Origin of the sequence: Bradyrhizobium semiaridum (assembly GCF_020329505.1) — a bacterium.
Classification (GTDB): domain Bacteria; phylum Pseudomonadota; class Alphaproteobacteria; order Rhizobiales; family Xanthobacteraceae; genus Bradyrhizobium; species Bradyrhizobium semiaridum.
Genome location: NZ_JAGKJJ010000006.1, coordinates 199,646 through 211,766 on the forward strand (window position 1 = coordinate 199,646; position 12,121 = coordinate 211,766).

Annotated in this window: 11 protein-coding genes; 2 read left to right on the forward strand and 9 right to left on the reverse strand. The window is 65.9% G+C overall.

All coding sequences use genetic code 11. The features are described 5' to 3' along the window. The first annotated feature begins 60 nt into the window (after positions 1-60). Positions 61-1,167 (forward strand): DUF2336 domain-containing protein, encoded by a 1,107-nt coding sequence (locus tag J6500_RS09780; protein WP_225712479.1) that lies wholly within the window; start codon positions 61-63, stop codon positions 1,165-1,167. A gap of 198 nt (positions 1,168-1,365) precedes the next feature. Here the strand turns inward: J6500_RS09780 and ilvC are convergent, their stop codons facing one another. The 8 genes from ilvC to miaA all read right to left on the reverse strand — a co-directional run bounded on the left by ilvC (position 1,366) and on the right by miaA (position 9,491). Beyond that, positions 1,366-2,385 (reverse strand): ketol-acid reductoisomerase, encoded by a 1,020-nt coding sequence (ilvC, locus tag J6500_RS09785; protein WP_225712480.1) that lies wholly within the window; start codon positions 2,383-2,385, stop codon positions 1,366-1,368. 151 nt (positions 2,386-2,536) lie between these two features. Beyond that, complete coding sequence (locus J6500_RS09790; RefSeq protein ID WP_225712481.1) at positions 2,537-3,145, reverse strand: LysE family translocator; 609 nt, start codon at positions 3,143-3,145, stop codon at positions 2,537-2,539. Between the two features lie 7 nt (positions 3,146-3,152). Continuing rightward, entirely contained in the window at positions 3,153-4,031 is an 879-nt protein-coding gene (locus tag J6500_RS09795; protein ID WP_225712482.1) for an EamA family transporter, read from the reverse strand. A 34-nt stretch (positions 4,032-4,065) separates the two neighbouring features. Then, positions 4,066-4,761: a class I SAM-dependent methyltransferase gene (locus J6500_RS09800; protein ID WP_225712483.1), complete on the reverse strand. Its 696-nt coding sequence runs from the start codon at positions 4,759-4,761 to the stop codon at positions 4,066-4,068. Between the two features lie 3 nt (positions 4,762-4,764). Continuing rightward, positions 4,765-5,307: an acetolactate synthase small subunit gene (gene ilvN, locus J6500_RS09805; protein WP_225712484.1), complete on the reverse strand. Its 543-nt coding sequence runs from the start codon at positions 5,305-5,307 to the stop codon at positions 4,765-4,767. A gap of 21 nt (positions 5,308-5,328) precedes the next feature. Then, on the reverse strand, positions 5,329-6,315 hold the full coding sequence (locus J6500_RS09810; RefSeq protein ID WP_225712485.1) for a threonine dehydratase: 987 nt from the start codon (positions 6,313-6,315) through the stop codon (positions 5,329-5,331). 11 nt (positions 6,316-6,326) lie between these two features. Beyond that, positions 6,327-8,102 carry an acetolactate synthase 3 large subunit gene (locus tag J6500_RS09815; protein WP_225712486.1) on the reverse strand — a complete coding sequence of 592 codons (1,776 nt, stop codon included), beginning with the start codon at positions 8,100-8,102 and terminating at the stop codon, positions 6,327-6,329. A 438-nt stretch (positions 8,103-8,540) separates the two neighbouring features. Further along, a complete protein-coding gene (gene miaA, locus J6500_RS09820) occupies positions 8,541-9,491 on the reverse strand; it encodes a tRNA (adenosine(37)-N6)-dimethylallyltransferase MiaA (protein ID WP_225712487.1) in 951 nt (316 codons plus the stop codon). Here miaA and serB point away from each other — a divergent pair. Beyond that, the gene (gene serB / locus J6500_RS09825) at positions 9,469-10,374 is read left to right on the forward strand and encodes a phosphoserine phosphatase SerB (protein ID WP_225712488.1); all 906 of its coding nucleotides are present in this window, start codon (positions 9,469-9,471) and stop codon (positions 10,372-10,374) included. The genes miaA and serB overlap by 23 nt on opposite strands. Before the next feature lie 127 nt (positions 10,375-10,501). Here the strand turns inward: serB and J6500_RS09830 are convergent, their stop codons facing one another. Further along, entirely contained in the window at positions 10,502-12,010 is a 1,509-nt protein-coding gene (locus tag J6500_RS09830) for a Do family serine endopeptidase (protein ID WP_225712489.1), read from the reverse strand. Between the last annotated feature and the right edge of the window lie 111 nt (positions 12,011-12,121).

The window sequence follows — 12,121 nt, forward strand, 5'->3', positions numbered from 1 at the left end:
GCCGTAAGATCGGCTGCCGCATCGTGCTGTGAGGTGTTCTCCAACAACCAACAGGCTGCCATGGCGCAACAGCCGGCACAATCGATCATTGCCGAACTTGAAGATGCAGTCCGGGACGGGACCTCCGCCAAGCGCGTGCAGACGCTGCGGCGGGTTACCGACCTGTTCCTGAACGACGGCGACCGCCTCAACGACGAACAGGTCAAGGTGTTCGACGACGTGCTGTGCCTCCTGGTCGCGCGCGTCGAGACGCGGGCGCGGGCCGAACTGTCGAAGCGGCTGGCGCCGCTCGACTACGCGCCGTTCGAGGTGATCCAGTATCTGGCCTGGGACGACGACATCGGCGTCGCCGGCGAGGTGCTGACGCAGTCGAACCGGCTCAGCACCGAGGCACTGCGCGAGATCGCCAGCACCAAGGGACAGGACCATCTCTTTGCGATCTCGGCGCGGGAGAACCTGCCCGAGAGCGTCACCGACGTGATCATCGACCGCGGCGAGGACCGGGTGATCCGGCGTCTCGCCAAGAACGCCAGCGCGCAATTCTCCGATGACGGCTATTCCAGGATCGTCGCCCGCGCCGAACGCGACGATGAGCTGGTCGAGATCCTCGGGCTGCGCATCGACCTTCCGGCGAGGCTGTTGCACGACCTCCTTCTTCGCGCCAAGGCCGCGGTGCGCGCCCGCCTGCTGGCGATCGCGCCTCCGGCGGTGCGTGACGATATCCGGCAGGTGCTCGAGCACGTCGCCGAGCTCGAAGCCGTCACCCCACGCCGCAACTACGGGATCGCGGAAGAACTCGTGAAACTGATGAAGCAGTTGAACGAGCTCGATGACGCGGCGGTGTACAAGTTCGCGGAAAGCGGCAAGTTCGACGAGGTCACGGTCGCGCTCGCCGTGCTCAACGACGTGCCCATCGTGCTGATCGAACGGCTGATGCTCGGCCTGCGCTCCGACCTGCTGCTGATCCCGTGCCGCTCGGCGCGGCTGAACTGGCCGACGGTGGAAACCATCTTGCGCAAACGCTCGCTGCCGCGTCCGCTCGACGAGGCGACACTGGAGCTCGCGCAGCGCGACTACCGGCGCCTGTCGCTGGAAACCGCGCAGCGCACGGTGCGGTTCTGGCAGTTGCACAACCGGATCGAGAAGCAGCCGGCGGCGGTGGGGTAGCCCTCCAGCACCGAACATCCCGCGAGGAGCTCGCGACAAAATTGCAAAGCAATCCATGTCGCCGCTTGCCGCGCGATGGATTGCTTCGCTTCGCTCGCAATGACGAGGACGGCACGGTGGGCAAGGCGAAGCGTGCCCACCATCCGCGTCGTGCTCGTGAGGGCGGGCACGCTTGCGCTTTGCCCACCCTGCGCGCCCTTAGTTCTTCGACTTGTCGACCAGCGCGCCCTTCTTGATCCAGGGCATCATGTCGCGCAGCTTCTCGCCGACCTGCTCGATCGGATGCGCGGCGAGCTTGGCGCGGGTCGCCTTGAACGAGGTCTGGTTGACCTTGTTCTCCAGCATCCAGTCGCGGGCGAACTTGCCGGACTGGATGTCGTTCAGCACGCGCTTCATCTCCTTCTTGGTCTCGTCGGTGACGATGCGCGGGCCGGTGACGTACTCGCCGTATTCGGCGGTGTTGGAGATCGAGTAGTTCATGTTGGCGATGCCGCCTTCATAGATCAGGTCGACGATCAGCTTCACCTCGTGCAGGCACTCGAAATAGGCCATCTCCGGCGCGTAGCCGGCCTCGACCAGGGTTTCGTAGCCGCCCTTGATCAGTTCGACCAGGCCGCCGCAGAGCACCACCTGCTCGCCGAACAGGTCGGTCTCGCACTCTTCCTTGAAGGTGGTCTCGATGATGCCGGCGCGGCCGCCGCCGATCGCCGAGGCGTAGCTGAGGCCGAGGTCATGGGCGTTGCCGGAGGAATCCTTGGCGATCGCGATCAGGCAGGGCACGCCGCCGCCGCGCTGATATTCGGAGCGCACGGTGTGGCCGGGGCCCTTCGGCGCGATCATCAGCACGTCGAGGTCGGCGCGCGGATCGAGCAGGTTGAAGTGCACGTTGAGGCCGTGGGCGAAGACGAGCGCCGCGCCCTTCTTCATGTTGTCGTGCAGGTGCTCGCGATAGATGTCGCCCTGCAGCTCGTCCGGGGTCAGCATCATCACGAGGTCGGCCCATTTGGCGGCCTCGGCGACTTCCATCACCTTGAAGCCGGCATTCTCGGCCTTCTTGGCCGAGGCCGAACCCTTGCGCAGCGCGATCGCCACGTCCTTGACGCCGCTGTCTTTCAGGTTGAGCGCATGGGCGTGGCCCTGGCTGCCATAGCCGACGATGGCGACCTTCTTGCCCTTGATCAGGTTCAGGTCGGCATCGCGATCGTAGTAAACTCGCATCGTGGTTTCCTCGTTTGAAGGGGGCCGAACATCGGCCGATGGATCAGGCTTTCGGAAGGACAGAACCGCCGGCCGCCCGCGAATTTCCGGCGTTGTCTAGAGCATTTTCGTGGTCCTGGGAAACCCCCATCCTGCATGGCGCGGTGCGGCATCATGCGTCCATGAACACCGGGTAGAGCGAGGCCAGCAGCAGGACGGCCATCACCACGTTGAATATCCGGATCGCGCGGGGCGAGGTCAGGACCGGCCGCAGCGCGGAGCCGAACAGCGCCCAGACGGTGCAGGAGACCGTGCCGAGGAGCAGGCTGAGGCCGACCTGGATCGCGATGTTCCACGGGAGGGCGGCGATCGCCGCATACGCCGTGATGGTGCCGATCACCATCACCCAGCCCTTGGCATTGATCCACTGGAACATGGCGGCGCCCCAGAACGTCATCGGCCCGCGGCCACTCTTGGCGTCCTTGTCCGCCGAGGGCGGCTCGGCCATGGCGATCACGGCAGCGAGATAGACCAAATAGACGACCCCGCCATATTTCAGGATGGTCTGCAGCACCGGATAGGCGATGAAGATGGCCCCCAGCCCGACCCCGACAGCGCCGACCATGAACGCAAAGCCGACCGTGATGCCGGCGATGTGCGGCAGCGTGCGGCGGAAGCCGTAGGTCAGCCCCGACGACAGCAGCATGATGTTGTTCGGGCCCGGCGTGAAGAACATCACGACGGAGAACACGACAAAGGCGAACAGCAACGAACCGGACATGGCGTCCTCATGCAACTTTCGGCAGAGCTTTGGGCCGCTTCGACAGCAGCATCACCGCAATTCCGGCGATCACCGTGATCATGCCGGCGAGTCGCAGCGGCCCGAATTTCTCGCCGAACACGATGCTGGAGGCGGCTGATCCGACGAACGGCACCAGCAGCGCGAACGGCACCACCTGCGCGGCCGGATAGTCCCGCAGCAGCCGGCCCCATAGCCAGTAGGCGATGCTGGTCGAGATGGCGCCGACGAACAGCATCGAGACGATGCCGGCCAGCGACAGATGCGACAGCGCGTGCCACAGCGGCTGTGTGCCGAGCGTGACGAACGACAAGGCAAACAACGGCACCGCCGCGCAGAGGCAGAGCCAGGCGAACAGGTCGAACATCCGCGCGCCCTGTGCCGGCCGCAGCAACAGGTTTCCGACCGCGAACGAGATCGGCGAGATCATCAGGATGGCGAAGGCCGTGACGCTGAAATCATAGCCGACAGTGCCGCAGATCATCACAAGGCCGGCCGCTGCTATCGCGATGCCGACCACCTGCATCCGCGACGGCCGTTCGTCGAACACGAGCGCGGCGAAGCCGATGGTGAACAGCGCCTGGCTTTGCACGATCACGCTGGTGAGGCCGACCGGCACGCCATGGGCGATCGCGATCGACTGCGCCAGGAATTGGCCAAGGAACAGCGTGAAGCTGATGCCGATCAGCAGCGGCCACGACACCTGCTTCGGCTTGCGCAGCAACAGGCACGGCAGCGCGGCGATGCCGAAGCGCAGCGCGGTCATCAGTTCCGGCGGCAGCTCATCGAGCGCGATCCGGCTTGCGACGAACGCAAGGCCCCAGATCACCGCGACCATGACGGCGATGCCAACATCGACCGGCTTCATTGTTGTTCTTCTTTGGGTTGGTTTGGTCCGTTGGCTAAATCTGTTCGTCCGGCTTCGGTTTGCGCAGCAGATACGTGCCGTGCAGCGGCGCGTGATAATCCGCCGCAACCAGCGTGAAGCCGGTCTCGGTCAGCATGCGCTCCATCACCCAGCCGAAGGTCGAGTATTCGTCGCGCATGTGGTTCATCACGCTTTCGCGCTCGAAATCGTGGTTCTTGATCGAGAAGTCCGCCCAGCCCTCGACATCGCGATCGACGCCGTCAGGCATGCTGACGAACACCATGTCGCGCAGATAGAAATTGGCGCCCGGCTTCAGCGCATTGAATATCCGCGACAGCGCCACCGCCTTCCAGAAATCAGGCAGATGGTGCAGCGTGAACTCGCTGACGATCAGATCGTACGAGTTCGGCTGGTAGGCGAAGGACAACAGCCCGGCCGGCTGGGTCCGGATCCGCGCCTTGCGGTCGCGAGCGTAGATCTCGGCAAGCCCGAGCATCGCCGGCGAGATGTCGATGGCGTCGACATCGGCGCCCATCAGTGCCGCCTCGGTCGCCAGCACGCCGTTGCCGCAGCCGATGTCGGCGATCCGCCAGCCCGGCTTGACGCCGAGCATGGTCAGCGCCTGGCGGGCGCGGGCGTCATTGTCCTCGCGATTGTCGTAGATTGAGGCGACCGCGGTATCGAGCCCGACCCGCCGCCGTTGCGTGTAGTACCAGTCGCGCGCCAGCATGACTCACATCCCTTCCGGCCCGCGCGTGATCGCGGCCACCCCGGTTCGCGACACCTCGACCAGGCCCAGCGGCCGCATCAGGTCGATGAACTGATTGATTTTCGACGAATTGCCTGTGATCTCGAATACAAAGCTCTCGGTGGTGGCGTCGATCACCCGGGCGCGGAACGCATCGGCGAGCCGCAGGGCTTCGACACGGTTGTCGCCGGTCCCGCGCACCTTGACCATCGCGAGCTCGCGCTCGAGCGCCTGTCCGGTCAATGTCATGTCGACCACGCGATAGACCGGGATCATGCGGTCGAGCTGATGCTTGATCTGCTGGATCACCATCGGCGTTCCCGTGGTGACGATGGTGATGCGCGACAGATGTTTCTGGCTCTCGGTCTCTGAGACCGTGAGACTGTCGATGTTGTAGCCGCGGCCGGAGAACAGGCCGATCACGCGCGCGAGCACGCCGGGCTCGTTCTGCACGAGCACCGACAGCGTGTGCGTCTCGTTGGGATCGTGGCGCTCTTCGAGGAAGTAGGCGGATGCGGGCTGGTTCATTGTCGTCCCCTTGTCGTCTTCTCACGCCACCGCGCGCTGCGCGGCCGGCGCTTCATCCGCCCCGACCCAGGACCGGAACAGATCGAAATCGATATTGCCGCCGCTCAGGACCAGGCCGACCCGCTTGCCGGCGAGCCTGCCCTTCTCCTGCAGCGCGGCTGCGAGCGACGCGGCACCGGCGCCTTCGGCGAGGTTGTGCGTGTCGGTCCAGTAGGCGCGGATCGCGTAGGCGACCTCGTCGTCGGTGACCTGCACGATGCGGGAGGCACCCTTGCGGATCAGCGCGAGCGCGTCCGCATCCGGAATTCGCGTCGCCATGCCGTCGGCACGGGTGTTACTGGTCGCAGTGGTCACGATCGTTCCGGCCGCGAACGATAGCGCGTAGGACGGCGCCTCGGTCGACTGCACGCCGACGATCTCGGTCTTCAGCCCGAGCAGATCGCGCGCCATGATGCAGCCGCAGATGCCGGAGCCCTGCCCGATCGGCACGTAGAGGATGTCGAGGTCAGGGGCGCTGCGAAACAGTTCGAGCGCGTAGGTCGCGACACCCAGCACGAGGTCCGGGTGGAACGACGGCACCATATGCAGGCCCGCGAACTGGGCGCGGCGCTCGGCTTCTTCCCGCGCAGCCTGAAAGTCCTCGCCATGCTCGACCAGCTCGGCGCCGAATGCGCGCATCGCGCGGTTCTTCTCCACCGAGTTGCCGCGCGGCACATAGATCACCGCAGGCACGCCGTGCCGGCCGGCGGCGAAAGCGAGACTCTGGCCGTGATTGCCGCGAGTCGCCGAGATGATGCCGGGAACGTCAGGCCGCTCGCGCTTCAGCTGCTCGAGATAGACGAGACCGCCGCGCACCTTGAAGGCGCCGGTCGGGGTGTGGTTCTCGTGCTTGACCACGACGGATGCACCGAGCCGCTCGGCGAGCAGCGGCCAGGCATGCGCCGGCGTCGGCGGCACCGCGGTGCGGACGATGCCCTGCGCGCGTTCGAGCTCGTCGAGGTCAAACATTGGCGTTCACCTCACACCAGCGCCTTGCCGCCGGCGAAGGCGCTTGCGGTTGCCGCATCGGTCGCTTCTTCCGGCAGCAGCATCTCATTGTGCGCCTTGCCCGATGGGATCATCGGGAAGCAATTTTCCAGCGCCGCGACGCGGCAGTCGAACAGCACCGGGCGCTTGATCGAGATCATCTCCTTGATCGCGCCGTCGAGATCGGCGGGCTTGAGCGCCTGCAGGCCGACGCAGCCATAGGCCTCGGCGAGCTTGACGAAGTCGGGCAGCGCCTCGGTGTAGGAGTGCGACAGGCGGTTGCCGTGCAACAGCTGCTGCCACTGCCGCACCATGCCCATGTACTGGTTATTCAGGATGAATATCTTGATCGGCAGCTCGTACTGCACCGCCGTCGACATCTCCTGGATCGTCATCTGCACCGAGGCGTCGCCGGCGATGTCGATCACCAGGCTGTCGGGATGTGCCACCTGCACGCCGACCGCGGCGGGCAGGCCATAGCCCATGGTGCCAAGACCGCCCGAGGTCATCCAGCGGTGCGGCTCCTCGAAACCGTAGAACTGCGCGGCCCACATCTGGTGCTGACCGACCTCGGTCGTGATGTAGGTGTCCTTGCCGCGGGTCAGCTCGAACAGGCGCTGGATCGCGTATTGCGGCAGGATGATATCGTTGTTCTTCCGGTAGGACAGCGAGTTGCGCGCGCGCCATTGCGCGATCTGCTGCCACCACGGCTTGATGTCGGGCTTCCTGGCCTCTGCCGTAAACATATGCAGGAGATCGCCCAGCACATTGCCGGCGTCGCCGATGATCGGGATGTCGACGCGGATGTTCTTGTTGATCGAGGACGGATCGATGTCGATGTGGATCTTCTTCGAGCCCGGCGAGAACGCATCGGTGCGGCCGGTGATGCGGTCGTCGAAACGCGCACCGACGCACAGCATGACGTCGCAATCATGCATCGCCATATTGGCCTCGTAGGTGCCGTGCATGCCGAGCATGCCGAGCCAGTTCGGCCCCGAGGCCGGATAGGCGCCGAGCCCCATCAATGTCGAGGTGATCGGGAAGCCGGTCGCCTCCACCAGCTTGCGCAGCAGCGTCGAGGCTTCCGGGCCGGAATTGATCACGCCGCCGCCGGTGTAGATCACCGGACGCTTGGCGTGCGCCAGCATCGCCACGGCCTTGCGGATCTGGTTCTCGTCGCCCTTCACGCGCGGCGTGTAGGAGACGTGCACATCCGACTTGTTCGGCGGATGATAGGTGCCAGTCGCGAACTGCACGTCCTTCGGCACGTCGACCACGACCGGGCCGGGCCGGCCGGTGGTCGCGACGTAGAACGCCTCGTGCAGCACCTTGGCGAGGTCGTCGACGCTGCGCACCAGCCAGTTGTGCTTGGTGCAGGGCCGCGTGATGCCGACGGTGTCGCATTCCTGGAAGGCATCGTTGCCGATCAGGTGGGTCGGCACCTGGCCGGTGATGCAGACCAGCGGGATCGAGTCCATCAGCGCGTCGGTCAGCGGCGTCACCATGTTCGTGGCGCCGGGGCCCGAGGTCACCAGCACCACGCCGGGTTTGCCGGTCGAGCGCGCATAGCCTTCGGCGGCGTGGCCGGCGCCCTGCTCGTGGCGCACCAGGATGTGCTCGACCTCGCTCTGCTGGAAAATCTCGTCATAGATCGGAAGCACCGCACCGCCGGGATAGCCGAACAGGTGCTCGACGCCGTGGTCGATGAGCGCGCGCACGATCATCGCAGCGCCGGTCATCTGATTGGGGTCGTGGCTCTTGTCGGTCATGGCTCGCTCCGGATGCGCTTGGTTTTGCGCGGCTTTCTTCAGTTCTGCTTCGGGAAATAAAAAAGGGCCCGAGAGGCCCCATGCACACCGCCTGAATTTGGATGGCCGCTAGCCATCCCCGGCGGTGTGCTTGGGTACGACGACGATAAGGAGTTTGGTAATAATGTTGCGCACGGGCCGACCTGTCTTCCCAAAGGTTGCGCGAACATAGCGGCCAAAGCCCGAATGTCAAGGCAAGGCAGAGACTTTCGCGATTTCCGTAGTCTAACGGGGTTCCGGCCCATTTGGCGAGTGTTTTCGCGCGGGCACACGCGCATGGCAGGTGGGCGAACGGCGGCGGCGGGGCCCCCTAGTAGCCCGGATGGAGCGCCGCGCAATCCCGGGACAGGACCCATCTGCGGATAGAGCGGCCGCGGATTTCGCTTCGCTGCATCCGCGCTACGGGACCCGGCTCTTCAGCCACTCCGCCGCCGCCTCCGGCGCCACCCAGTCGAATTCCGGGAGCTGGTGCCGAAACCAGGTGTACTGCCGTTTCGCATAGTGCCTTGTGTCCGCCCGACCGATCTCGGCCGCCTCCTCTCGGCTGATCTCCCCCGCGAGGTGCCGGATGAGCGCCGGCACGCCATGGGCCTTCATGGCCGGGAGCAGCGGATCGAGCTTGCGCGCGGCCAGCGCCGCGACCTCGTCGAGCGCACCGGTCTCGAGCATGGCGCCGAACCGCGCATCGATCCGCGCGTATAGTGCGTCCCGCTCCGGCGCGAGGAAGACCGCGCAGAATTCGCCCGGCGGCAGCAGCGGCGGCAGGCCCTCGCGATGCCAGTCCGGCAGCGCCCGCCCGGTAGCCTCGACCACCTCGAGCGCGCGGGCGATGCGGGTGCGGTCGCGCGGCTTCAGGCGCTCCGCGGAGACCGGGTCGCGCCGCGCCAGCTCGGCGTGCAGCGCCTCGACGCCGTGTTGCTCCAGCCGTGCACGCACGGCCTCGCGCGCGTGGAGGGGGATCGGCGGCACCGCCGACAGCCCGCGCGTCAGCGCCTTGAAATAGAGGCCGGAGCCGCCGATGAAGATCGGCAACCGGCGCGCTGCGCGCGCCTCGGCGAGCACCGCGGCAGCATCGCTGACCCAGGCGCCGGCGGAAAAATTCACGGCGGCATCGACATGGCCGTAGAGCCGGTGCGGAACCAGCGCCTCCTCAGACGGGGTCGGCCGCGCGGTGATGATCCGCAGGTCGCGATAGACCTGCATGGAGTCGGTGTTGATCACGACCCCGCCGGTCCGTTGTGCGAGCGCCGTCGCCAGCGCCGACTTGCCGCTGGCGGTGGGCCCTGCGATAAGCACGGCCTTGTCCAACAATCCCGAACCCGCCTGCATGTCCCTCGTCGCCACGCTCATCTGCAATCCCGCGAGCCCCGCGCTCGACTCCACCATCGTCGACGGCGCGCGGGCCGTGCTACCGTCGGCCGGCCCGGCGCAATGGCTGTTCAACAACGTCGCGGTCGACATTCCCTTCGAGAGCGAGGCAACCGGCCGGGACGACATCAAGGCGATCGAAGCCCGCCTGCGCGAGGCGCGCGCCGATCTGCCGATCGACATTGTCGTGCAGCCTCGGATCGCCCGGCGCAAGAAGCTTCTTCTGGCCGACATGGATTCCACCATGATCGGCCAGGAATGCATCGACGAGCTCGCCGATTTCGCCGGCCTGAAAGCCCATGTCGCAGCCATAACCGAGCGCGCCATGCGCGGCGAGATCGCGTTCGAGCCGGCGCTGCGCGAGCGCGTCGCGCTGCTCAAGGGGTTGCCGGTCAGCGTGGTCGACGAGGTGCTGGAGAAGCGGATCACGCCGACGCCCGGCGGCCGCGCGCTGGTCATGACGATGCGCGCGCACGGCGCCTATACCTGCCTGATCTCGGGCGGCTTCACGCTGTTCACCAACGTGGTCGCGCAAAAGACCGGCTTCCAGGAGAACCGCGCCAACCAGTTGCAGGTCGAGGACGGCAAGCTGACTGGCGAAGTGGTCGAGCCGATCCTCGGCCGCGCCACCAAGCTTGCGACCTTGATCGAGCTAACCGAATCCTTCGACCTCGACGACATCGACACGATGGTGGTCGGCGACGGCGCCAACGATCTCGGCATGATCGAGGCCGCCGGGCTCGGAGTTGCCTATCACGCCAAGCCGGCGGTGGCGGCGGCCGCGGCCGGCCGGATCGACCACGGCGATCTCACCGCGCTGCTCTATGCGCAGGGCTATCGGCGCGACGAGTTCGTGGAAGGCTAGCCCGTTGCGAGACCGTCATGCCCGGGCTTGACCCGGGCATCCATCTCCTTCGAAAGGCCTTTTGCAATGATGGATTGCCGGGTCAGGCCCGGCAATGACAAGTGCTTCTCTACCGTGCGCCCGGCGCTTACTGCACGCCCAGCGCGACGAACCGCAGCTCGCCCTCGCCGTTGGAAACCAGCAGCAGCACGGACTTCTTGCCGTCCTTCTTGAGCTGGTCGACACGCTTCTTGATGTCGGCGGCGCTGGACACCGCCTCCTGCGCCACCTCGACGATGACGTCACCGGCCGACAGCCGCTTCTCGGCGGCATCGGAGTTGCCGTCGACGCCGGTGACGATGACGCCCTTCACACTGTCCTTGATCTTGTACTTGGTGCGCAGGTCCTTGCTCAGCGACGCCAGGTCGAGGCCGAGCGCCTTCTGCGTCACCGGCTTCTCGGCGGTGTCGTCCTTCGGCTTGGCGTTGGCGAGCTGAACCTTGTCGTTGTCCTCGAGGCGGCCGAGCGTGACCTTCCGGGTCTCCTCATTGCCCTTGCGAATGACGACGACGTCGACCTCCTTGCCCACGGCGGTGTCGGCAACGATGCGCGACAGGTCCTTCGGGTCCTTGACGTCCTTGCCGTCGAACTTCACGACGACGTCACCGGGCTCGATGCCGGCCGGCTTGGCGGGTCCCTTGTCGTCGACGCCGGCCACCAGCGCGCCGCGCGCCGGCTTGATGTTGAGGCTGTCCGCGATTTCATCGGTGACCGACTGGATGCGCACGCCGAGCCAGCCACGGCGCAACTCGCCGAACTTCTGCAGCTGGTCGACCACGCCGGCCACCGTCTTCGACGGCACGGCGAAGCCGAGGCCGATCGAGCCGCCGGTCGGCGAGATGATCAGGGTGTTGACGCCGATCACCTCGCCATCGAGGTTGAACAGCGGACCGCCGGAATTGCCTCGGTTGATCGAGGCGTCGGTCTGGATGTAGCTGTCATACGGCCCTTGGCTGATGTCGCGGTTCTTGGCCGAGACGATGCCCGCGGTGACGCTGCCGCCGAGGCTGAACGGGTTGCCGATCGCGATCACCCATTCGCCGAGACGGATCTTGTCGCTGTCGCCGAACTTGACGGCGGTAAGCGGCTTCGGCGGCTTGAACTTCAGCACCGCCAGGTCGGTCTTCTTGTCGACGCCGACCAGCTCGGCCCTGACCTTGGTGCCGTCGTTCATGATGACGTTGATCTCGTCGGCATCGGCGATGACGTGGTTGTTGGTGACCACGATGCCCGCGGTGTCGATAATGAAGCCGGAGCCGAGCGAATTGGTCTTGCGCGGCTGGAACTCGCCGCTCTTGTCGCCGCCCTTGCCACCACCGCCCGGGCCGCGGCGGTTCTTGAAAAAGTCGTCGAAGAACTCCTCGAACGGCGAGCCCGGCGGCAGCTGGGGCATCGCGCCGCCGCCCTTGTTGGTCTCGATTGTCTGCGAGGTCGAGATGTTGACGACGGCGTCGATCACCTTCTCGGCGATGTCGGCGATGCCGTCGGGGCCGCGGGCAAACGCCGGCACGGAACTCAGCATGCTCGCAGCCCCGATCGAGATCGCGGCTCCCATCAGGCGGAGGCGACGGCTCAGGACTGGTCTGGCAGCGGTCATCTCGGAATCTCTCCAGGCAAACGGGTCAAAATCGTTGGACAGAGTGCGCCCGAACGGGCGTAGGGCGCAAGCATCTCAACCGGGCATTTCGGCGAAAACCGGCTGCAAAAG

Excerpts from the sequence above, each read along its gene's own strand:
- J6500_RS09810 (WP_225712485.1), bottom strand. The coding sequence starts at position 6,315 with ATGTTTGACCTCGACGAGCTCGAACGCGCGCAGGGCATCGTCCGCACC.
- J6500_RS09780 (WP_225712479.1), top strand. The coding sequence starts at position 61 with ATGGCGCAACAGCCGGCACAATCGATCATTGCCGAACTTGAAGATGCA.
- J6500_RS09800 (WP_225712483.1), bottom strand. The coding sequence starts at position 4,761 with ATGCTGGCGCGCGACTGGTACTACACGCAACGGCGGCGGGTCGGGCTC.
- J6500_RS09795 (WP_225712482.1), bottom strand. The coding sequence starts at position 4,031 with ATGAAGCCGGTCGATGTTGGCATCGCCGTCATGGTCGCGGTGATCTGG.
- J6500_RS09830 (WP_225712489.1), bottom strand. The coding sequence starts at position 12,010 with ATGACCGCTGCCAGACCAGTCCTGAGCCGTCGCCTCCGCCTGATGGGA.
- J6500_RS09815 (WP_225712486.1), bottom strand. The coding sequence starts at position 8,102 with ATGACCGACAAGAGCCACGACCCCAATCAGATGACCGGCGCTGCGATG.
- ilvC (WP_225712480.1), bottom strand. The coding sequence starts at position 2,385 with ATGCGAGTTTACTACGATCGCGATGCCGACCTGAACCTGATCAAGGGC.
- ilvN (WP_225712484.1), bottom strand. The coding sequence starts at position 5,307 with ATGAACCAGCCCGCATCCGCCTACTTCCTCGAAGAGCGCCACGATCCC.
- J6500_RS09790 (WP_225712481.1), bottom strand. The coding sequence starts at position 3,145 with ATGTCCGGTTCGTTGCTGTTCGCCTTTGTCGTGTTCTCCGTCGTGATG.
- serB (WP_225712488.1), top strand. The coding sequence starts at position 9,469 with ATGTCCCTCGTCGCCACGCTCATCTGCAATCCCGCGAGCCCCGCGCTC.
- miaA (WP_225712487.1), bottom strand. The coding sequence starts at position 9,491 with ATGAGCGTGGCGACGAGGGACATGCAGGCGGGTTCGGGATTGTTGGAC.